Annotated in this window: 16 protein-coding genes; 6 read left to right on the forward strand and 10 right to left on the reverse strand. The window is 51.5% G+C overall.

All coding sequences use genetic code 11. From position 1 onward, the window contains the following. Positions 1–305: 305 nt before the first annotated feature. Entirely contained in the window at positions 306–1,754 is a 1,449-nt protein-coding gene (ascF, locus tag P9J57_RS20925; protein ID WP_483279548.1) for a PTS cellobiose/arbutin/salicin transporter subunit IIBC, read from the forward strand. 29 nt (positions 1,755–1,783) lie between these two features. Next, positions 1,784–3,214: a 6-phospho-beta-glucosidase gene (locus P9J57_RS20930; RefSeq protein WP_483279549.1), complete on the forward strand. Its 1,431-nt coding sequence runs from the start codon at positions 1,784–1,786 to the stop codon at positions 3,212–3,214. 108 nt (positions 3,215–3,322) lie between these two features. Here the strand turns inward: P9J57_RS20930 and P9J57_RS20935 are convergent, their stop codons facing one another. After that, positions 3,323–5,089 (reverse strand): sensor domain-containing phosphodiesterase, encoded by a 1,767-nt coding sequence (locus P9J57_RS20935; protein WP_013028054.1) that lies wholly within the window; start codon positions 5,087–5,089, stop codon positions 3,323–3,325. Positions 5,090–5,887: 798 nt separating this feature from the next. Here P9J57_RS20935 and P9J57_RS20940 point away from each other — a divergent pair. Continuing rightward, positions 5,888–6,127 carry a hypothetical protein gene (locus P9J57_RS20940; RefSeq protein ID WP_014598192.1) on the forward strand — a complete coding sequence of 80 codons (240 nt, stop codon included), beginning with the start codon at positions 5,888–5,890 and terminating at the stop codon, positions 6,125–6,127. A 267-nt stretch (positions 6,128–6,394) separates the two neighbouring features. On the opposite strand, the gene P9J57_RS20945 is transcribed toward P9J57_RS20940, so the two are convergent. Beyond that, positions 6,395–7,165, reverse strand: coding sequence for a DeoR/GlpR family DNA-binding transcription regulator (locus P9J57_RS20945; RefSeq protein WP_112900524.1), 771 nt, complete (start codon positions 7,163–7,165; stop codon positions 6,395–6,397). Between the two features lie 486 nt (positions 7,166–7,651). After that, positions 7,652–8,845 carry a diguanylate phosphodiesterase gene (locus P9J57_RS20950; protein ID WP_013028050.1) on the reverse strand — a complete coding sequence of 398 codons (1,194 nt, stop codon included), beginning with the start codon at positions 8,843–8,845 and terminating at the stop codon, positions 7,652–7,654. A 690-nt stretch (positions 8,846–9,535) separates the two neighbouring features. On the opposite strand from P9J57_RS20950, the gene P9J57_RS20955 reads away from it, so the two are divergent. Next, complete coding sequence (locus P9J57_RS20955) at positions 9,536–11,332, forward strand: sensor domain-containing phosphodiesterase (RefSeq protein WP_483279550.1); 1,797 nt, start codon at positions 9,536–9,538, stop codon at positions 11,330–11,332. 47 nt (positions 11,333–11,379) lie between these two features. Here the strand turns inward: P9J57_RS20955 and P9J57_RS20960 are convergent, their stop codons facing one another. The 5 genes from P9J57_RS20960 to P9J57_RS20980 form a co-directional block, all read right to left on the reverse strand. Further along, positions 11,380–12,051, reverse strand: coding sequence for a hypothetical protein (locus P9J57_RS20960; protein WP_014333033.1), 672 nt, complete (start codon positions 12,049–12,051; stop codon positions 11,380–11,382). A gap of 260 nt (positions 12,052–12,311) precedes the next feature. Beyond that, positions 12,312–12,812 (reverse strand): GrpB family protein, encoded by a 501-nt coding sequence (locus tag P9J57_RS20965; protein ID WP_483279551.1) that lies wholly within the window; start codon positions 12,810–12,812, stop codon positions 12,312–12,314. Between the two features lie 30 nt (positions 12,813–12,842). Further along, entirely contained in the window at positions 12,843–13,715 is an 873-nt protein-coding gene (rluF, locus tag P9J57_RS20970; RefSeq protein ID WP_014604580.1) for a 23S rRNA pseudouridine(2604) synthase RluF, read from the reverse strand. Between the two features lie 208 nt (positions 13,716–13,923). Next, positions 13,924–15,900, reverse strand: coding sequence for an autotransporter outer membrane beta-barrel domain-containing protein (locus tag P9J57_RS20975; protein ID WP_483279556.1), 1,977 nt, complete (start codon positions 15,898–15,900; stop codon positions 13,924–13,926). 289 nt (positions 15,901–16,189) lie between these two features. Further along, a complete protein-coding gene (locus P9J57_RS20980; protein ID WP_210456449.1) occupies positions 16,190–17,068 on the reverse strand; it encodes a MurR/RpiR family transcriptional regulator in 879 nt (292 codons plus the stop codon). 500 nt (positions 17,069–17,568) lie between these two features. On the opposite strand from P9J57_RS20980, the gene P9J57_RS20985 reads away from it, so the two are divergent. Both P9J57_RS20985 and P9J57_RS20990 read left to right on the forward strand, forming a co-directional pair. Next, entirely contained in the window at positions 17,569–19,698 is a 2,130-nt protein-coding gene (locus tag P9J57_RS20985; protein ID WP_483279552.1) for a TonB-dependent siderophore receptor, read from the forward strand. Then, complete coding sequence (locus tag P9J57_RS20990; protein ID WP_105088757.1) at positions 19,685–20,821, forward strand: ABC transporter substrate-binding protein; 1,137 nt, start codon at positions 19,685–19,687, stop codon at positions 20,819–20,821. Before P9J57_RS20985 ends, P9J57_RS20990 begins: the two co-directional genes overlap by 14 nt. A 55-nt stretch (positions 20,822–20,876) precedes the next feature. Here the strand turns inward: P9J57_RS20990 and P9J57_RS20995 are convergent, their stop codons facing one another. Together P9J57_RS20995 and P9J57_RS21000 are read right to left on the reverse strand one after the other, a co-directional pair. Continuing rightward, a complete protein-coding gene (locus P9J57_RS20995; RefSeq protein ID WP_105088756.1) occupies positions 20,877–21,848 on the reverse strand; it encodes an XdhC family protein in 972 nt (323 codons plus the stop codon). After that, positions 21,845–22,444 (reverse strand): nucleotidyltransferase family protein, encoded by a 600-nt coding sequence (locus P9J57_RS21000; RefSeq protein WP_013028040.1) that lies wholly within the window; start codon positions 22,442–22,444, stop codon positions 21,845–21,847. Before P9J57_RS21000 ends, P9J57_RS20995 begins: the two co-directional genes overlap by 4 nt. Between the last annotated feature and the right edge of the window lies 1 nt (position 22,445).

Below are 22,445 nucleotides of genomic sequence, written 5' to 3' on the forward strand. Positions count from 1 at the left end.
CTGCCAGAATCTTCAGAGTAAATGGAGTTTACCTAAGCCTTTCATTATTTGAAATATTTAGCCTTAATGTCGTGCCGCGTGCTTCGCCACTCAAAGTGATTATCATCACAAAAATAACATCAGTCTATTTTACACTCTTGTTTAAAAGGCGAAATCTCTTCATGATTTTGTGAAACCGGTTTCCTATTTAGCCGCACCGTGGGTCAGATGCAGAGTAAGGCAGGCTGACTGGCGAAGTAAAACAACAACACGACGGCCAGAGCGGAAACCCGAGCGCACTTTCCTCTTCCCTACGAGATAAAATCATGCCAGGAAATTATGCAGAGATTTCACAGGCTATCGTCAGTAAGCTGGGTGGCCTGACTAATATCAGTGCGGTAACCCATTGCATGACCCGCCTGCGTTTTGTGGTGAAGGACGACCGTCTGGTTGACCTTGCCGGCCTGAAAGCCATTGACGGCATCATGGGCGTTGTTCATACCGATACTCAGTTACAGGTGATTATTGGCAATGAGGTAGCAAAGGCTTATCAGGCCGTGCTGGCATTAGGCGAACCGCAGTCAGACGGCGCCGCGCCCGTAAAACTCAAAATGACGCTTAAAAGCGTAGGCGCCGGCATTCTGGATGCGCTGGTTGGCACTATGTCACCGCTGATTCCGGCTATTATCGGCGGTTCAATGGTCAAGCTACTGGCCATGATACTGGATATGGCTGGCGTATTTGAGAAAGGCTCATCAACCCTAATCATACTTAACGTGATAGGTGATGGTGCCTTCTTCTTTTTGCCCATTATGGTGGCTGCGTCTGCCGCGCTGAAATTCAAAACCAATATGTCACTGGCTATCGCCATTGCTGGCGTGCTGGTGCATCCCAACTTTATTGACCTCATGGCTAAAGCAGCACAGGGACAACACGTCGACTTTGCTTTTATCCCGGTTACGGCGGTGAAGTATACCTATACGGTAATACCGGCGCTGGTGATGACCTGGATTTTGTCTCACATCGAACGCGGGGTGGATCGTATCACCCCTGCAGTGACAAAAAACTTCCTTAAGCCTATGTTGATCGTGTTGATCGCCGCGCCGATCGCCATTGTATTGATAGGCCCGATTGGTATCTGGATCGGCAGCGGGATTTCCGCTCTGGTTTACACTATTCACGGTTATCTGGGCTGGCTTTCTGTGGCCATTATGGGTGGGCTGTGGCCGTTGCTGGTCATGACAGGTATGCATCGGGTTTTTACTCCCACCATCATCCAGACCATTGCCGAAACGGGTAAAGAAGGCATGGTGATGCCTTCTGAGATTGGCGCCAATTTATCGCTTGGCGGCTCGTCGCTGGCGGTGGCCTTTAAAACAAAAAACCGCGAATTACGTCAAACCGCGCTGGCGGCGGCGGCCTCCGCTATTGTGGCTGGCATTTCCGAACCCGCTCTATACGGCGTGGCAGTGCGATTAAAACGCCCTTTGATTGCCAGTTTGATCAGTGGATTCATCTGCGGTGCCGTGGCCGGCATAGGCGGTCTGGCCAGCCATTCAATGGCTTCACCGGGTTTATTTACCAGCGTCCAGTTTTTTGACCCGACCAATCCCCTGTCGATTGTCTGGGTTGTCGCGGTAATGGTACTTTCCGTGGTGCTGTCGTTCATTCTTACCCTGATTCTGGGTTTTGAAGATATTCCAGAAACCACCCCTCCGGCGCCATCACAACCTGGCGCATCCCCCGAACAAACGAAAGCGGCTAACGCCAGCTGATCATTAATGACCCTGTTAAAGAGGATTTCATGTCTGAAGCAACATTCCCTGAAGGCTTTTTATGGGGCGGTGCCTTATCCGCCAATCAGTCAGAAGGCGCTTTTCTTGAAGGCGGGAAAGGACTCACTACCGTTGACATGATCCCCATTGGCCCCACGCGTATGCCAGTAAAGCTGGGGCAGGAAAAACGCGTTGAGTTGCGCGATGACGAATTCTATCCCAGCCATACTGCGATCGATTTTTATCATCGTTATCGGGAAGACATTGCCTTGATGGCAGAAATGGGCTTTACCGTCTTTCGCACCTCAATTGCGTGGAGCCGTATCTTTCCGCGTGGCGATGAAAGCACGCCGAATGAACAGGGCCTGGCTTTTTATCGTGATATGTTCACCGAGTGTCGTAAACATGGCATTGAACCTTTAGTGACGCTCTGCCATTTTGACGTTCCCATGCATTTGGTTACGCAATACGGTTCGTGGCGTAATCGTAAAATGATTGAGTTTTTTGCCCGCTATGCCCGCACCTGTTTTGACGCATTTGATGGGTTAGTGAAGTACTGGCTGACCTTTAACGAAATTAACATCATGCTGCACAGCCCATTTTCGGGTGCCGGATTGGTGTTTGAACCTGGTGAAAACAGTGAGCAGGTTAAATATCAGGCAGCTCACCACGAACTGGTCGCGAGCGCCCTGGTGACAAAAATCGCGCATGAAATCAACCCTGATAATCAGGTGGGATGCATGCTGGCAGGTGGCAATTTTTATCCCTGGTCGAGCAAACCTGACGACGTCTGGGCGGCGCTACAAAAAGATCGTGAAAACCTGTTTTTCATTGATATTCAGGCGCGAGGTGCTTATCCCGCCTACGCTGCGCGCCTTTTCCGCGAAAAAGGGATTCAGATTGAAATGGCAGACGGTGATGCGGATATACTCAAGCATACCGTCGATTTCGTGTCGTTCAGCTATTATGCATCCCGATGTGCTTCGGCCGAGATGAATGACAACAATAGCAGCGCGGCAAACGTGGTGAAATCCCTCACCAACCCGTATATTCAGCGGAGTGAATGGGGCTGGGGCATCGATCCGCTTGGCCTGCGCATCACCATGAATATGATGTATGACCGTTATCAGAAGCCGCTTTTCCTGGTCGAGAATGGCCTGGGCGCACGCGATGAGTTAACGGAGAAAGGCGAAATTATTGACGATTATCGTATCAGCTACCTGCGCGAACATATCCGGGCGATGGCCGATGCGATCGGAGACGGTATTCCTGTTATCGGCTATACCACATGGGGCTGTATCGATCTGATTGCCGCATCAACCGGCGAAATGAGCAAACGTTACGGGTTCGTTTATGTGGATCGTGACGATCGTGGAGAAGGCACGCTGGCCCGGCGGCGGAAAAAGTCCTTCTGGTGGTATAAAAAGGTGATAGCAAGTAACGGCAGGGATTTGGATTAATCGTACAGCGCGCTTCAGCCTCTTAACCGACTGAAGCGCTGCTGGCAAACCCCCCTGAAGCAGGTTGTCCTGCTTTTCAGGCGACACTGACTGTCGCCTTCAGGGCATTTACTTCTGCAGCAACCAGTGTTCGATATCGCTGGCCGGGAGCGGCTTCGAAAAGAAGTAACCCTGTATCTGGTCACAACCGTATTGCTTCAGCAAACTCAACGTGGCTTCAGTTTCAACGCCTTCTGCCAGTACCGTATAGTTCAGCTCTTTCAACATCATGATAATACTCCGCACGATGATTCTTGACGCATGATCGCCATCCATTCGGCCAATTAAAGACATATCGACCTTAATGACATCTAGCGGTATTTCCTGCAGATAACTGATATTACTGTAGCCCGTACCGAAGTCGTCCAGTGAAATAACAAATCCCTGAGCTTTAAGCGCCTCCAGCCCGTTAATGGCGATATCACTCTCCGTAATGAGCTCGTTTTCCAGACACTCAATGCCCAGTAGTGCTGTCGGCAAGGCTGCCGCCTGCATTTTACTGGCTAAGCCAGAAGCAAACTCTGGTCTGGAAAAGTCACGCTCGCTGACGTTCACGGATACCGGGATAAGTTCAAACTCGTTGTTCCATTGCTTAAGCTGAATAATGACGCGATCGATAACCCAGTCAGTGAGGACAGAAATCAGGTTGGTTTTAATGGCCAGCGGTATAAAGTCGGCCGGAAACAGTTCGCCTCTCTCCGGGTGGTGCCAGCGGATCAAAGCCTCAAGCCCTACGGTTTTTCCCGTTTTTAAACAGACCTTTGGCTGATAAGCGAGGTACAGGCCTTCATCTTTTTTAAGCGCCTGAGCCAGATCGTTCATAATCAAAAAATCTTCAGTGCGACGCGAATCATAAGCATGATCGAACGTCATGGCGCCCATGTTTTGATGGATACATTCGTGTAATGCACTGACCGCCTGGCGCACCACTTCATTCGCATCGATGTCGCGGGAAACAAACTCTGTCTCACCCGTATAAACATCAATATCAATCGTAATGTTATCCGCTAAATCTGCTTTAAGGCTGGTTAATACCTCAACGGTGCTTTGCGCATTATAACCACCAAGATAAGGTTGTATTAACGCAAACCGGCCGGGCGCAAATGAATACAGCATGTCATCTGACTGCAGTTGAAGACGAACACCGACCAGTCCGGCAATTTGTCTGAGCAGGTTTTCTACCGGCGCAATGCCAAAAGTGCGGGATAACTCATACGCCTGTGGAATATCAAGACAGTCGATGAGGATCAGGCGAAAACGACGATCGGGATTATTGACGGCCAACTGCTGCATGTCGCGAATAAGTCGGGGCCGGTTGGGTAAAAGCGTGATCAGGTCCGTGAAACTGGCAAGATTCCAGGCATCCAGAAAAGAACTAACCAGTTTTGCCAGCGACTTTAAGGTGTCCAGTTGCTCATCACTAAACGTATGAGGCTTTGTGTCGGTCACGCAAAGCGTGCCTAAAACCAGCCCTTCCAGATTAGATAACGACACGCCTGCATAAAACCGAATGTGCGGCTCACCCTCAACAAGTGGATGAAAGGTAAAGCGGTTATCCTGTAATGTGTCCTGCACAACGAGCTGTCCGTCACCGTCAATCACGTGACGACAAAGGGAAACTTCTCGTGCGGATTCTTTAAGATTGAAATTACGGGAAACCTTAATATATTGATTTTTATCATCAATAATAGAAATAAAACTGCCTGAAATGCCCAGTACCTGCGCGGCAAGATGAACAAACTTTTCCAGCACCTCATCCCTGGTGACATCAGGTGACAAAAGTGCTTTAACCGCTTTGAGACGATTTTCGTCATTGCCACTTTGATTATTGTGCACAATAGCCTCCCCTTGTGCGGGTGCAAAAACGCAGAAACTAATTTAGCCTAAATTTAAATATTTAGCGCCCTGTTAAAGGACGATTTATCGCAAACAAGGGCTATGCGAGACTGTATAACATGACCGGAACTTTTTTCTAAGATTTTTAACGAGAAACCGCGCCGTCAGCCTCGCGCCTGGCGTTTTCAGCTATGTCGATAGCACACATGACTGCAAGCCAAAGTGAAGCAATCGAATAAACGACCTGATTATTCCGGTCATATTTATCATTCACCTCATCAAAAGCGCAGCTGCCTGCCTGAATAACCGCAGGCTATAACATGAAATGCGTTCAGCTGTTGCGCTTACCGCTCTGTCAGCGATCTCTCCAGATCGTTTTGTGTAACGCGTTACCGCCTCCTTCTCTGGGCCTGACGGGGCGGAAGCGAAAATGGCGGCTCATACACAAGCGTAAAACGCGCGCTACCCTGTTGCTGAAGCCAACAACACCAACCGCGATCATATGGCTATAAATAGTCAAGATGTCGCAGGCCACCTGTCGCGTCTTTTCTGTCTGATTTATCGACGCATAAGGTAACGCCTGTCCTGCTGCCCTTTCCTTTCTTCTGCACCGCTGTCAACAGGCCTTCGAAATCTGTCCTTCCCGTAGTAAGCTACGCCCTACAGCCAATATGGGTCATGTCCATTGAGCGTTGAGCAATGACGAAAGCTGACGGTAACCCGTTTGACTATAATTAACAGATTTAAAACCCCTGCCAGATGGCTTCGTTTATGGGCTGGGTGTTCAGGAATGGAAGTATGCTGACTGAAGAACAGTTGAATCACATTGTCACCCACCCCGACGACGTTTCTCATCAGGTTGTGGCAATGGCAAAAGAGTTACTGGCCTACCGGGCCGCTTTCGCGCGGCCCTATGCAGTCATAGAACCTTTGGGGATGACCTACATCGGCGATGAAAATGCAGCCATGGTCTGGCACCCAAAACATGGTGAAGACGGCGATACACGCTTGTATCTCAAACCCCTGATAGACGAGTAACGCTCGCTGGCGGGATAACGGTTGCGTGACCCAGGCGCGTATTTTATCAGCCGGTTCAGCGATGTCGTGTTCTGGCGCCAACCCTGGTACCTGCCTGACGCATTTATCCTGTCGCAAACCCTTAACCCTTTCTCAGCCGCGCGCTCCTCTGGGCAAATCTTGATGCCATGCCCGGGCAATAATCTGTGCCACGCGGTTAACGCGCTGTTCCGTCACGCACTCATCCGCACCCGATTGGTCTGCAACACCGCCATAGGCAACGGCGTGTTACACGGGTTCCGCGATCATCAGCGCAGGGAGTGGGTTTGACAGCAACCTTTGCCGGATCTCATTATCCAGGTTGGCATCGGTGACAATATCCGTAAGCTCCTTCAAATGCACCACGTTGAACAGCGACCATGCGCCGTATTTTGAGCTGTCTGCCAGTAAAATTCGGCGCTGGGCGTTCCTGATCAGGTCCCGTTTGAGCGCGGCCTTTTCTTCTGTAGGCGACGTCACGCCCTTAACCCCATCCCATCCGTTACCGCTCAGGAAGGCAATGTCCGGATGAATATTATTAAGCAGTTTTCGCCCGTGGTCACCAATGCACGACTGGCTGCTTTCATCAATGCGACCGCCAATAATTGTCACTTCAATCTGTTTGAACTCAGACAAAAACAGCGCGATATGGAGATCGTTGGTGATCACACGCAAAGGCATATGGGTAATCTGTCGCGCCAGCTCAAACATGGTAGTACCGGCGTCCAGTATCACCGCATCACCGGCTTTGATAAAACTGGCCGCAACGCGGGCAATCGCGTGTTTCTCAGCCAGATTGCGCGACGACTTTTCCAGCGTCGTGGGCTGAGAAGGGATAAACCGGTTCAGGGTAACGCCGCCATGCGTGCGACTGACGACACCTTCGTGATCGAGTTTAATCAGATCGCGTCTTATGGTCGCAGGTGACGCACCGGTCACCGTAACAAGCTGTTCAACCGTGACCAGATTGTTGCCTTTAAGATAATTCATGATCGATTCTAAGCGACTGTTTTCTTTCATGTTATGTGTACCTGAACAGGTTTTTATTTTCCGTAATGCTGCCATGATCGCAAACTGTGCTTTTTGTGTCCAGGTAATCTCTGGAAAGGTGATTAACTCAGCTCACTGGTGAGTAATACCGCTTTATGCGCCCGCCTCCTGACCACCCTGCTCAGACTGTTCAGGTAAAATCGTTTTAATTTCTCTGACGAAAAGTGGAGACATTAAATATTGTCGCGGAGTACGAGGAATCGTTATTCATCCCTTACGCAACAGCACACCCGCACTCTTGCTGGCTGCCTGACGATTAACAATGACTCGCGATAGAAGATAGCGGATCGGTAAAAATGGCGATATTCAGGCTGAATTCAAAATGCGTAGCAGTAAAGAAGGATAATACAGGGCGGGTACGTAGAGCATAAGTGGAATAACAGCAGCGTTCCGTGCTGCCAGGAATAGATTACCGATAAACGTTCAGACTATGACGTTATAACGGCATGAGCATACTTACATTGCGTCACGATATTCTGGCCAGGCAACCGCATCGGACTGCCCCGAATCTGGCGACGCAAACAGACTGCCCTGAAAGTTGATCACGCCCGCGGCTTCCAGCCACATCCACTCTTCCGCTTTCACGATGCCTGCGGCAATTACCGTGATTTCTAATGCTGAACAGCATTTGATGATCGCCTGAACAACTGCCTGTTTCGGGCCGCTTCGATGAACATCCGTGGTGATACTGGAATCAATACGAATGCGATCGGGCTGAATGTGGGTCAGCAATGACAATCCTGCCGAGCCCGCACCGAAGTTATCAACGGACAGGCTGATACCGGCGGCTTTAAGCTCCCTGACAGCCACGGAAAACGCTTCCAGCCGTGAAATAACTTCGGTTTCACTGACGCCAATGACCACCTGCTCCGGCACCAGACCTGAGGCGTTGATGGTTGCAACAATTCTGGCAACGGCGTCCGGCACGACCACCAGCGTCATAGGAAGCAGGCTGACATACAGGGTCATTTCATCCGGACAGGCCCTGCCTGCCATCTCGAAAGCTTTAATCACGGCATCGAGGTCGGCATCATGTAACTTTTTATCCGACCCATTGGGATCGCTGCCGCTGTGGCGCGTATCCGTAATCGCCTCAATAGCCGTCACCTGCCTGGCAAGGGGATCAACAACCGGTCGGAAGGTGATACCCGAAGGAGAGGATTTTGCCGCGCTTGAGGCAGGCGCTTCAGGAATGAATTCCCAGTATTCTGACGGTAATACCTCGTAGTAGTTTTCTTTTTCACGCGCTTCTACGAAGGTACGCAGGAACTGCAGCGCTCTGTCAGCATAGGTCAGCTGATATTTGGAGGTGCCTTTATCGAGAACCGCCTGAAGCACGGTTGAACGATCGTGTTCACGCAAATCGAACAACTCCATTCCGGCGTTACCGAAGCGACGGGATGGCGCGTAGTCACGCATCAGTTCTACCACGTTGTGATGTCGGCGATCGGCACAGATACGTTGGTAAATAGCAAGAACGCCCTCTTCCGGGCCTTCCAGCAACTGGAAGAAATGTGTGCCATTAAACAACAAAATGCCTGTCACTTCATGGGAAGCATTAAGTATGCTGGCATCATCCACCATTCCTGGAAGCGTCTTAACAGGAACGTCATCCGAAATGTGGCTGCGATAAATAATGGTGGTCAGCAAAGGGCAGCTCCAACGTCGTCGTGATTGTAGAAGATAGCTTATCAGTTATTGTCCAAACATGCAGGTATCGGTTCGCGAACAGGCACAATAATTTACATTAATATACTACGGTGACGACGCTTCATCGCGGCACGATCCGGATTAATCTTGTGGCGTCGTGAAACCTATTCATTAAGGTTATTTATTTAAAAATGCCTATTCACCGTAAAGATCCCGACATGGCTTATAGGTTGACTTTAACGCCTCGTTACCGCCCGCCATTGAGACAAGATAATGCCTTGTATTAGCTTACATTGCAGACGTAACCATTGAGTGCCATCCCGTCAGGCGGCGTAATGCACAACGCATAAATGACATAAGACCCGGCATGTATACATTAAAAAAAACGAACAATACCTGAAATTTAATTTAGGGCTGAATGATAAAATAAAAGTGAATCGTTTGATTAAAATGGCCGCACTATTATTTATAATATTTCAGCATCAAACTTCTTAACCAAAAAACAACGCCAAAAAAAAGGATACAATTTGCATTAAGTAAAAAGACATGAAAACTTTATAATTCCTACCCTCACTCTCCACAAGAAATAAATTAATTGCTTTTGCCTTTTATATTGATTGGGTTTTATTTCCAGCATTTGTCGTACACTCTTTTTTTGCAGTTCTATTCAGCAAACGGGCAGGAGCGGGAATGTCTATGGAATACACTAAAAAGGAACCTCACCGCACCAGTGAAAAAAATGCACTCAGCATTTCCGATCGCGGCCGGGATGAAGGTCTGAAGAAATTTCTGCGTCTGGCCAGCCAGCTGCTGGGCACCCATGGAAGTTATATTACCGTCCTGACCGATGAACAGCATATTGTTCGCGCCAGTTATAATATTGAGCTGCAAGATTCATCTCGCGAGCAGGCCTTGTGCCGGCACGTGGTCGAAGGCGGCGCAACGGTCGTTGTCACGGATACCTTCCGTGATGCACGTTTTGCTCATCATCCGTTAATAACGCATGCGCCTTTCATCCGCTTTTATGTCGGCACGCCGCTAAAAAACAAAAATGGCCTGATGCTGGGGACGCTGTGCGTAACGGATACGGTACCGCGCCCTTTCGACAACCAGCAAAAAAATATCTTTGAATCCCTGGCAGCGTTAGTTGTCGCATTCCTTGACGCCTGGCACTCTGCGGCTTTTGTCGAACCGGTTACTGGCCTGGCGAATCGGGAACGTCTTGTTCGTGATATACAGTTCCTTGCTAATCTGAACGACACGGCTTCTCGCCGTCTGGTGCTGATTGACTGTATCGATATGTCACGCGCGTTCGAATTATCCCGATCGTTAGGTATGGCATCGCTGGAGTCGTTGCTTAAAGATGTGGCGACGCTTCTGCCTTTACGCCTTCGACCAATCAGTGGCGGCCTGCTTTATACTATCGCCACCGGGCGTTTTGCGATTTTAACCCATACTGACAGCCACATCAGTGCGCGCTGGGTGGTCGAGCGTCTGAATGGAATCAGTGCTGATGTCGGTGATGGTCTGACTATGGCCCTGACCACCTGCGTCGGGCAAACAGATTTTGTTGCCGGTGATGCCCCCGCCCATGAGGTTCTCCGACGAGCAGTCAATGCGCTGGAATATGAGAGTGACCAAAAGGTCTCGCCGTTTCGTCTTGATGAATTGAGCGATTCAGGCCGTGCGCCAGATTTTACCCTGATGAGTGAACTGGCAGAAGCCTTACGACACAATCACGGTTTATATTTAGTTTTCCAGCCCAAGGTATGCCTGAAAAGCGGCAAACCTGTGGGCCTTGAAGCACAGATGCGCTGGCACCATCCGTTGCGCGGCGACCTGCCGGCAGATAATTTTGTCACGCTGGCTGAGGGAACAGAGCTGGACAAACAGCTCACAGCCTGGCTGGTCGACCGCGCTATTTGCCGCCTTAGGCGTCTCCGGCATCACCCTATTCAGTTACCTGTAACGATAAGTCTTCACGAGCGAGATGTTGCTGACGTCGCTTTTGCAGAAAAGCTGGCGGAGAAAATGCTAAAGGCAGGGCTGCCGGTCTCACTGCTCATCATCAAGATAGTGAAAACGGAGCATATCATTGACAGTCCGGCCGCCATGCTGGGGCTGGAAATGCTCAGACGTCTGGGATTCAGTATGTCGTGGGAGGATGCCGCTAAAGGCTATAGCAAAATACGCTACCTTCGCCAAAGCCCGCCTGTCATCATCAAGCTTAATAACGTCCTGGCAAACGCGATCAATGCAAAAATCACTTCACGTCTGATAGCGCACAGTATTTTTAGCACCTTAAAAGAGTTTAATACGATCGTCTTAGCGGATGAAACCGGCTTTCACGCTGCGACGTCACCCCTTGCCGCTCCCCCGCAAGATAATGATGTCGCATATGAATATTTCAATATCAAGCCCATGGCCGAAACTGAACTGGATGCCTGGCTGCGTTGGAAGTTACCTGGCGAGCCTTCCGGACACTAACGGTTTACCCTTCTGAACGGATTGCGAGGAGAGGTCTGGCCGATTGTTTATTTCTTTGCCAAATAACGTTTATTGTCACGCGCCTGAATACGCGCTTCCACGGGCGAGGGAAAAATATAATTATACAGGTCACGATACAGGCTCAAATGCTTGATCACGCCTTCACGAATGGTTTTTGTCATATCATTCACTAAAAAGTCACAGGTAGTCTGAAAACTTCCCATTTTAAAAAAGGCTTTATCAAAAACCGTGACTGTTCCTTCCCATTTCATCAGGTACTCATCTCGCGTCGCATCGTGGCTGGCAATAAACAGACCTTTATGGGATTTAACACCGTGGTTGCCAACATACGTCACCGGAGAATCATAACCGCGTTTGCTGCGCCAGCGGCAAAATTCATAAGGAACATCATAATGCGGCAAAATAAAATCGGGGCAGCGAAAGTGCGCGTCGCTTAATAAGCCATCGAGCGTGACAGAAAAATGCAAAAAATCCTGCATGAAATCGAACTGCCGCGTTTTAGTATATTCAACATGGATGTTGAAATTACCGGATAATACGTACCAGTAATTAGTAAATCCGTTGACCAGAATACAAAAAACCTGCCAGTCACTGAGACGACGATCCCCCGCTAACCCTCTGAAACGACTGATCATCAACCTTGATTTTGGATGCTGATACGCTTTAAGTAACGGATCATTCATACCTTTCAGTAACATCAGGCCCACTCCTTAGTAATTTGGCTTATCCTGCCATGTCGTTTTCATCCTGAAAAGGTGGCGTCTTCTGATTATGCGGCCTGAGGCACTGGCCTGACGCTTTCTCGCACGCATTGGCTGTTCCCACATGCTTTATCTCATCGTTTCAGGCACTTTCGCCAAACGCCAGTACGCGCTTGCTGCTGAATGAAAAAGTGTAGAGGGCAGAAACAAAATTCCAGAAAAGTTGCGGGTAATGGAGAGCGAGGCTGTGGAAGAAATCAGAAGGGAAAGAGCGCCAGTGCGCATTGCTGATGAAACTGAATAAAATCATGTTTCAATGCGCAATAGATCTTCATATCGCCCTGGCAGGCACGTTGTGCGGCGTATTTGACCGCAGCATATTCATGGCGAATCGCGGGAAAATGTCGCAAATAATCCCGAAACGCCAGGTGCCGTATGATATGCGGACTCCTCGGGAGAAAAGCATGAATCTGGTGGGTCCGCGCCTGAACACCTTTAGTAAAATAGCGCCTTCCCGGAATACCGTTTTCTCCGCGCGGTTGATAGCCTGCCTGTATTAGCCCAGACTCTGCTGTTGGCGCATCAGGATTCATCACTTCTGCCAGAATATCGATGACAGGTTTGGCTGATAACCCTTCAACAGCCGTACTGCCAATGTGGTGGATAGCCACAAGATGCTCACCCAATGCCGCCGCGATAACGGCAGCTTCGGTAGAAAAGTGATCCGCCCATTCGGGCCGGTATTCACGGATAATCAAAGGGAAACGACTCGTTGATGCGCATTCGTACTAGCGCCCTTTTTTCTTACGACCGGGCTGGGTAAAGCGCTTGCGTGACGCCGGTTTATCCTCTGACTTTTCGCCCTGTTTAACGGCATTTTTTGCCGGTTTCTTTGCCGCCGGACTCTTCTGTGGTGTTTTCTTCGCTGGCTTGTCTTCTGAAGAGGAATTTTCGAGTAACTTAAACAGTTCAACCCGTTCATCATCCGTGAGATCGCGCCATTCTCCTAAAGGGATCCCTTTAAGATTGACGTTCATGATGCGCGTGCGTTCAAGCTTAGTCACTTCATAGCCAAAGTGTTTGCACATGCGACGGATTTGCCGGTTAAGCCCCTGAACCAGCGTAATACGAAACACGTAAGGCGCTTCTCTCTTTACTTTGCATTTTTTGGTTACCGTACCCAACATGGGAACACCTGACGCCATGCCCGCGATGAATTCGTCGGTAACAGGCTTATCGACGGTCACCACATATTCCTTTTCGTGGTTGTTGCCGGCACGCAAAATTTTATTGACCAGATCGCCATGGTTGGTCAGGAAAATTAAGCCCTGAGAATCTTTATCAAGCCGACCAATAGGGAAAACGCGCTTGCTGTGATTGACAAAATCACTGATGTTATCGCGCTCGCCTTCTTCCATAGTGGTAATAATGCCGGTTGGCTTGTTCAGCGCAATCAGCACCAAATCATCTTCATCACGTGGCTCAATTAACTGACCATTCACTTTTACGACATCGCCTGCAAAGACCTGGGCACCTACCGCCGCGCGCTTGCCATTGATGAAAACGTTGCCTTGTTCGATAAAGCGATCGGCATCGCGGCGGGAGCATATTCCGCTCTCACTGATGTATTTATTGAGCCGTGTAGATGATTGGGTCAGCATGGTTCCTCCAAAAACGCGCACTATACCTTACCGAAACCCGCTTGCGAAGCGGGATCCGTCAAACTTTCTGAGCCGTTCACCCTCCCTCAGCCAGGTAACAATTTATCTCGTGGCGATGACCTCAGGACACAGGCCGGGGTATCCGTCAGTCCAGCGCCCGGGTTCATGAGCAAGCAAACCTTTATCGCGTCCCTGCGACAACATCCTCTTAAAAACGAGCGCTCAGGCCCAGGTTCCATGTGACGTCGCGATAATCACGGTCACCCACCACCGTCGAAACAGCGGCAAATGCGGTCACCGCCTCGCCCAAGGGCACATTGGCGCCAACGGCCATATCCACCCAGTCTTTATCCTGGCCTGCGCTGGTGCGCCGGAAGGTCGTGCGGGTAGATTTTAACCCCGCGCTCACGGCTGAGTCGGTGTCGCCAAACTGGTGGTTATAGCTGACCTGCGCCCAGGGGTTTATCCATAATCCTTGGGTGTCGATACGCCAGCCCGCTGCGCCAACCTGTGAGTGCCGCGTTTGATCGGAGAAACGCATGGCGCTGCTGCTGTCGCCCCGTTCCTGATAAGCATCTGCCTGCACGTAGTCCAGTGCATAGCTGGCTACCGGACCGGTAGTGATAACCTCGCCTAACGGTAAATCCCAGCCTGTCTGGACGCGCAGCCCCATCAGTTTACCCCCGCTGCTTCCCTGCTCCGTTCGCGTTGCAGGTCCAAGTTTTATCCGCCGTTCTATTGCGTCGTAATCCAGATCCGCATAGTGGACGTCGGCGTTAAGCCAGAGCCGATCCACCAGCTGCAACTGGCTCCAGAGCGCAACCATATTGCCACGCAGCCGGTAATCATACCGATCAGAGGGATGCTGGCGTTGACTGGCGGTCGACAGCAATGCACCGGCCTGCCAGTTATCGCTCAGTTGATAACCGATGCCCACAGACAGGTTGGCGGTATCGGTGTCGCCATCATTGAAAACATCGTTTTTATTGCGAGCATGCTGACCGGCATAACCGCCAAATACGGTGAACTGACCGGCCTCAGTAGGTTGCTTGCGCTGCTGCTGAAGATGACCATCCAGTGTGTTGTGCATGTCATGCAGCATGGCGAGTGGGGCCTGCGTCAGCACCGCAACCTGCGCGGGTGCATCCAGAATCGACTGAATGTAGTCGGCAATGATGGCATGTACCGCCGGACTGGGATGAAGGCGATCGGCGAACAGATAATTTTGCTGGGACGAAAAACCTGCTGTTGATGAGGTACAGTCAACGGAGGAGGTTCCGGGCGGACAGGCCATGCCTGCGGTATTACTCAATCCATAAACCGCGGGGTTGTCGATGACTTCACTAAAGAGCCCATTAATATCAACCCGGACGATATTTCCCTGGGTATTTGCCAGCGCGTTTTCCTCCAGCTGATTGTACCGCGCCGTCAAGGCTGCCGCCTGAGCGCTCAGCTGTTGCCAGGCGGCGAATAACTGCTGCGCGAGCAGATCGCGAACCGCCGGGACACCGGAGAGTTGTCCGGCTGCCTGATTGAACGCAGCCTGAATAGCCTGCTGTCTGGCGGCACTGTTGGGCGTTGCGGCAGCATCCAGTGACTGAAAGGCAGCGGACACGGCTGCGGCACTAAACGGCTGAAGAATCGCCTCGATCAGCGCGGGCGTGGCGCCTACGTTAGGGACTGTCGGCACAATCACGGTGCCAGCGCCAGCATTGAGCAGCGCTTTCACCTGACTGGCGGCCGCACCGGCACTGTTGTCAATGAGGGTGGTTGCCAGCGGAGGAAGCGCAACGGCTGCGGCCAGGTCGTTACCGCCTATCCAGTGAATATATAATCCGTTGGGATCGGCCCGACCGTTGGTCGATGCGAGGTAACGCGCCACCTGATCCTGAGTATTAAACTGCGGATTAATAGCGGGTACGGCAACGGCCCCGCCTGCCGCGTAGTTGCTGCCGCCCTGGGAAGAAGGCTGGAGCGTAAGCCCTGCCTGCCGCGCAAGGATTTCGTCATACAGCGGATTGGTTGCAGAATTATAGGTAAACCGCCCCACATTTCCGGTATCGCTCAGGCTGTCACCGAATACGGTAAGACTGTCCCATGCCATGGCCGGCAGCGGTGTTGTCAGGGCACTCACCGTGGCCAGCGCCACTAAGGATAAAGGAAACCACACGCGCGCTCTCTTCATCATTTGCTCCGCTCAGGGATGTAACAAGGATGGATAAATCGAAGAACAGCAAATAACATCACGGCTCAGTAATAGCCGTTGAGAGTGAAAGGCTCCAGGTGAAAGCTGGGGTGCGCTCGCAAAAACGAAAACTTTTTTTAAAATTCCGAAAAGTGCCAGCCACAGCCGCACCTGAGCCCGGAGCGCGAAAAGCGTGCCCGGCGAGGCCAGGACGGAGGCAATGTCGTCAACCCTGGCGGCCGTGGACAGGCCTCATCAGGTTGGGACTGTGTGACACCCAACAAAGGCGCTATTTTTTAGCCGCAGGCTTAAGCCCGCGGTAAAGGTCCTGCAGTCTTTTCATGGTCTTCACGGTGCGGTCAGGCAGGGAGGAGGCAACCGACAAAATCATCATCTCCAGGCAAACCATTACGGTGCCATGGAGCGGAATTCGCCCCTTCTCTCCACCGCGTGGAACATTGATTACCACATCCGCTTCGCGGGCAAAAAAGGAGTCAGTGGCATTCGTGAGTAAAATAATGGGCACGCCGAGTCTTTTGGCTTCACGCACCACGGTGCTTCCCTCACGGTGGGCAGACTTCTGCGCCATCATGATCAGCACATCGCCGCGCTGCAAGGCCAGCATTTGCTCCGCCAGCGCTATCCCTGCCCGATTAAGTGAGAATGACGCCAGGCCGATTCGGTTTAACAGGCGGGCGCTGTAGTCCGCAAGGATGCCTGAGGCATTGATGCCAAAAATGGCAACCTGACGGGCTTCGATCATCAATCCGGTAGCCTCGGCCAGCGCCTGACGGTTTTGCTCAGAGGATAAAACATGGCAGGCATGAAGATGCCCCTGCAAAACAAAGTCTATGGACGAGGTGACATCACGCGTTACGTCGTTGACCGTGGTTGTCATCTTCTCCTCTGACGACATGCCAGGGCCGAACCAGGCCTGCAGCACTTTTTTCAGATCGCGTAAGCCCGAAAACCCCAGCGCCTGGATTGCGCGGATAACGGTGGCGTCAGAGGTATGATTGGCGTCAGCAATATCCATCGCCGTGCTGTCAAGCACCGTTTCCCGGTTGCTATTGATGTAATGCGCGACAGCCAGAAGGCGTGGAGAGAGTTGATGCTCACGTGACCGGATACGCTCACCCACGATATCAACGCGGATTTTAGTCTGCATTGCGATGATCGTCCGCCTTATCATTTTCACTAGTAAACATGTGATGTTATTCCCGCACGTATTGATCCTGAAGCGACATGAGTGCCGGAAACCTGAATGCAGGAGGCCCCAATAAGCCGGATAAAGGATAATGTTTCTCATTTCCCGCCTGCAGATAATGGCCCTGCACAATGTAGTCAGCAAGCAATTTTATCGCCCACAGGATCCTCCTCCTGGGACAGCTTACGCGTTCACTCGCCCAGCATGAATTAAAAAAAGCATTAAATTCAATATATAAAGTCATTCACGCACCGCTTTTACTGCATGCCAGGTAACATTTCAGAATGTAGTGAAAACCCTCTCTTTTCTGTTTACTACTACATCAGCCAATGATTGAATGATTATCAATTACAAAAAAGCGAGGGCGAGGTGATGAGGTTATCTGCCCGTCGCTGAATAAATACACGCAATACACAGGGTTATTCCCTTTATTTCTGTCATTGATGATCAGCGAAAAAATAATGAAAAAACGTTCCAACGAGATTAAAAACCTGGGGATCCAGCAGGCAGTCATGCTGGCGATGTGTTCTGGCGCGCTGCTTGCCTCGGGTAAAGGCCTGGCGGCGGTCAGTGATAATACGGTGACGGTAACCAGTGACGCAGATCGTCACGATGGCTACACCATCCCCACCACCAGCGTGGCCAGCAAAGCCCCGGTGGCGCGTCTGGATGAGGCACAGTCTGTCAGTACCGTGACACAACAACAGCTTGATGACTACCAGGCCAGCAGCCTGAGTGATGCAATGCGTTTTGTCAGTGGCGTGTCTGAAGCAAACACCCTGGCAGGCACGGAAGATGGCTTTGTGCGGCGCGGTTTTGGGAGTAATTCTGATGGGTCTGTTTATCGCGACGGCATCCGCAGCAGCCAGGGACTCAATCTGGATGCCACCACGGAACGCGTCGAGGTGCTAAAGGGTTCGGCTTCGTTACTCTACGGTATTCAGAATCCCGGTGGGATCATCAACGTGATCAGCAAAAAGCCGCAATTTTCCTGGCACTCAGCGGTCAGTGGCCGCTACGCAAGCGAAGGCGGCGGTGCCGGTACGCTGGATGTTACGGGCCCACTGGGCAACGGCGTTGCCTTCAGGCTCATCGCGGAAAAACAACGCCAGGATTACTGGCGTAACTTTGGCAGTGATGAACACTCGCTGCTGGCTCCCTCTCTTCAGTGGTATGGGGAGAAGGCCAGCCTGTTAATCAGTTACAGCGATTATCGTTATGATATTCCCTACGATCGCGGCACAGCGTTTATCAACGGCTCACCCCTCTCACTGCCCTACAAACAGCGGCTGGACGATAAAGCCAATCATGCCTGGGGACGCAATCAGGCGCTGAACGCCCATTATGACTGGCAGTTCAACGACAGCTGGAGCACGCGCCTGACGCTTGGCTGGAATCAGCGCCGTTATGACAATAATGAGGTGCGGGTAACGGCCATTGATCCTGCCAGCGGCGTTGTCACCCGGCGCGCGGATGCCAATCGCGGCTTTAATCAAAAAACCAAATACGTCTCCTGGGATGTTCTGGGCAATCCGGAACTTTTTGGCATGACGCATGCGCTGGTGTTTGGCACCGATTATGAAATGAACCAAACCTATCGGGCGCATCAGTATCAGGGCAAGAATGACAGGCGCTTCAACTATTTCAATCCGGTTTATGACATGTTTTCTCCCGTCACCGACAGCACGACAGAGAATACGGCGAATGCCAACAACTTAAACCGTATCCACAGCCGCTCGGTTTATGTCAAAGACAGTATTTCGCTGACGTCCGACTGGATCGCCGTCGTGGGCGGGCGTTACCAACATTATGAGCAACGAGCTTCAAAAGGTTTTAACCCGGTCGTTCAGACACTGGATGATGAAGGGAATAAATTCCTGCCACAGGCCGGGCTGATTTATAAAATCACGCCAGATATTTCGCTCTACACCAGCATAAGTAAATCCTTTACCCCGTCAACCGATGTTGATGATGCGGGCAATGTCAGTCAACCCGAACAGGGAACGACATGGGAAGCAGGGAGCAAATGGCAAATCACCCCTCGCCTTTTCGCCTCGGTCGCCTTCTACAACATTGATGAAAGGCAGATGTCGTTGAGCATTAACGGCACTACCCGCCCTATTAACAAGGCGCGGTCTCAAGGGGTTGAGCTTGAGGTTAATGGTGAAGTGGCGCCCGACTGGGACATCAGTGCCAATTACAGTTATGACAATGCCGAAATCGTCGATGACAGAATTAATCCGGCCAACAACGGCCATCGCCTTCAGAATGCACCTGAACATGCCGGGGCGCTTTACCTGAGTCACAACCTGGTGATACGCAGTTTACCCGGTGATTTTCGTGTAGGTGGTGGCGCACGCTATGTTGGCAGTCGCGCCGGCGATCCGGATAACAGCTTCTCTTTGCCGGATTACGTTGTCGCTGACGGCTTTATTGCCTGGAACAATCAGCTACTGGGTAAAAAAACGCAGTTAAGACTGAATCTTAATAACCTGTTTAACAAACACTACTACACGTCGAGCGGCGGTAACCTGCGCGTACGTGAAGGTGAAACCCGTAACCTGATGGTGCAAGCCCGTGTTGAATTCTAATCCCAGCAAAACAATCTGGCGGCTCCTGCTCCTGCTGCTCTCCATGACAGTCAGCAGCGTCGCCTGGGGCAAGACGATTACTGATATTAATGGCGATCGGGTTGATATTCCCGATCGTCCTCAGCGTATTGTTCTTGGCGAAAGCAGAATGTTGTACACCTTCGCCATGCTGGAACCCGGCAATCCGTTCAAAAGGCTGGTCGGCTGGCCACAGGATCTGAAGAAGTATGACCGGCAAACATGGAATATTTTTGCGCACAAATTTCCAGAGATGCTCAACATACCGTCGTTAGGTTTTGATGGAATAAATGATATTAATCCTGAACAGGTGATTGCGTTAAAACCAGACGTGGTGATCCTGCCCGAGCTCGCCCGCAGCAGTGATGCCGGGCAACGGCTGGAAAAGGCGTTGAAAGCGGCGAACATTCCCGTGGTTAAAATCGATTTGCGGGTCCATCTACTGCAAAACACCACGCGGAGTGTTGCCATCCTTGGGGATGTACTGGATCAGCCACAGCGTGCATCGGCGTTCAACCAGTTTTATCAGCAACATATGCAGGTTATTCAGCAGCGCCTTGCCCGTTATCAAGGCCCTAAACCTACCGTGCTGTTACAGCTCCACCTGGGCCGCCGCAATGAATGTTGCGTCACCGCTGTGAATGGCAGTCTCGGCGAGGTGTTGTCGCTGGCAGGGGGAGATAACATTGCCGGTAAAACCCTGGCTGGCGTTTTTGGCCGACTGAATGAAGAAGCCGTGATTGTCGCGCATCCGGATTTTTATTTTGCGACAGGTAGCGGAGACAGCGGCGATTCATCGGATCTGAAGATCGGTCCCGCCATCAGTTCGGCTGAAACACGCGCGTCCCTGATCCAGCTGACTGCGCAACAAAATGGCCTTAAGCAGCTTCGGGCCCTTCATAACGGTCATGCTGCCGCGCTGTGGCACAACTTTTATCTCAGCCCGTGGCACGTTGCGGCAGCGGAATTTTTTGCTAAAACCCTTTATCCGGATCGGTTTAAAGACGTTGATCCGGAACACACCCTGCAGCAGATATTCACCACGTTCATGCCTGTTCCCTATTCAGGAACCTACTTTTATTCGCTGGAGAAAGCATCGCCTTAAAGCGCGGTCTGGCGGCAGACTGAACATCGCGCCGCCAGAACCGGCTGGTATAATATCAGTGTTGGTTTTTGACCCTTACGATATCGGCCATCACTGATAACGCTATCTCCGCAGGCGTTTTACTGCCAATGGCCAAACCTATCGGTGCCTGAATCCTGGCCAGCTCATCCTCAGCCAATCCGGCTATCGTCGTTAAGCGTGCCTTACGCTTAGCGCTGTTTTTTACCGATCCCATGATGCCGATATAAAAAGCGTGCGTATTGACCGCTTCCATCATGGTTAACTCATCAATACGGGGATCGTGTGTTAACGACACAATGGCAACAGCAGCATGGGCACCGTTTAACTCCAGCCAGCGCGCAGGATGCTGCGGCACAATCGTCACGTTGTCTTCACCCGAAAAATGACGCTCCAGTTCACTTAACATTGCCGAACGGTGCTCACAGACGCGCACATGAAAACCCAGAAGTTGCCCAAGACGAATGCATTCAAACGCAACCGTGGAATACCCTGCCACCAACAGTTCAGGAATCGCGCCGACTGGCAACACGATGTCGGAGTCCTGATAGCTAAGCACGGGTAAGGCGGCCGACGTTGCAACCCTCTCCCACGATGCGCGCTCGCCCACGGACAACTTTTTGATCATCCGGGTTTGGCCGATAAGCGCCTGATGCATCGCACTTAACAACGCGCCGCTGAGCATGTCAGGAAGCAGATGTTCCACCAGCACGTCCAGACGGCCGCCACAAGGCAACTGCACCCGGGTTTGCCGTCCGCCATCACCATATCGGACAACCTGGCTGCTTATCCGGTAATGCCCTTCCGCCAGACGTGCCAGGAAATCTTCTTCGATGCAGCCGCCAGAAAGCGAGCCACAGCAATCACCGCAGGCGTTAATCGCCATCATTGTCCCCGGCGCGCGTGGGGACGAACCCCAGGTGCGAAGCACGGTGCACAGCCAAATCGCCTGTCCCGCCTGATGCCAGTTCAAGGCCATTTCGATAACCCGCTGATCCAGCGTAATCATGAGCTGCTCCTTACTCGCAGTAGGTCTTCCGGGTAATCAATATCCTCCAGGCAGCCCCGATCGCTGAGCGGCACATAGCGGATTTGCTGGTTTAACAGCAAATGTTGTGCCCCCGTATCGCCTGAAAGCTGTTGCAGCGCGGGAAAAAATGCTCGCTGGAAGCCAACCGGATGGCCTGGCTGTCCTTTGACCCACGGGCGTACAAGCGGTGAAGCATGCAACGCCTGCTCCACCGCCTGATAGCTGTCAGTCGTGACAAAAGGCATATCGCCGAGCGCGATAATGACGGCATCATAGTCCAGGCAGGCGCTGACGCCTGCTGCTATGGAATCTCCCAGCCCCTGACTGACACAGAAAACAGCACGCACGTTGTCCAGCAGCACATGAATAGCCTTATCTTCCGGGCGCGTCACAACAATTATATCCATACCGCTTGCCCTTGCCTGTTCCAGCGAATGCCGGAGGACGGCTTTTCCTTGCAGTACCGCCAGCAGTTTATGCTGGCCGCTTGCCTGTCGAAACCGGCGGCTCATCCCCGCCGCCGTGAGCACAATCGCCGTCTTCACATCCGCCTTCCCGGCAACCTCGCTACCCATA

The sequence above is a fragment of the Pantoea sp. nfd-35 genome (assembly GCF_056892255.1).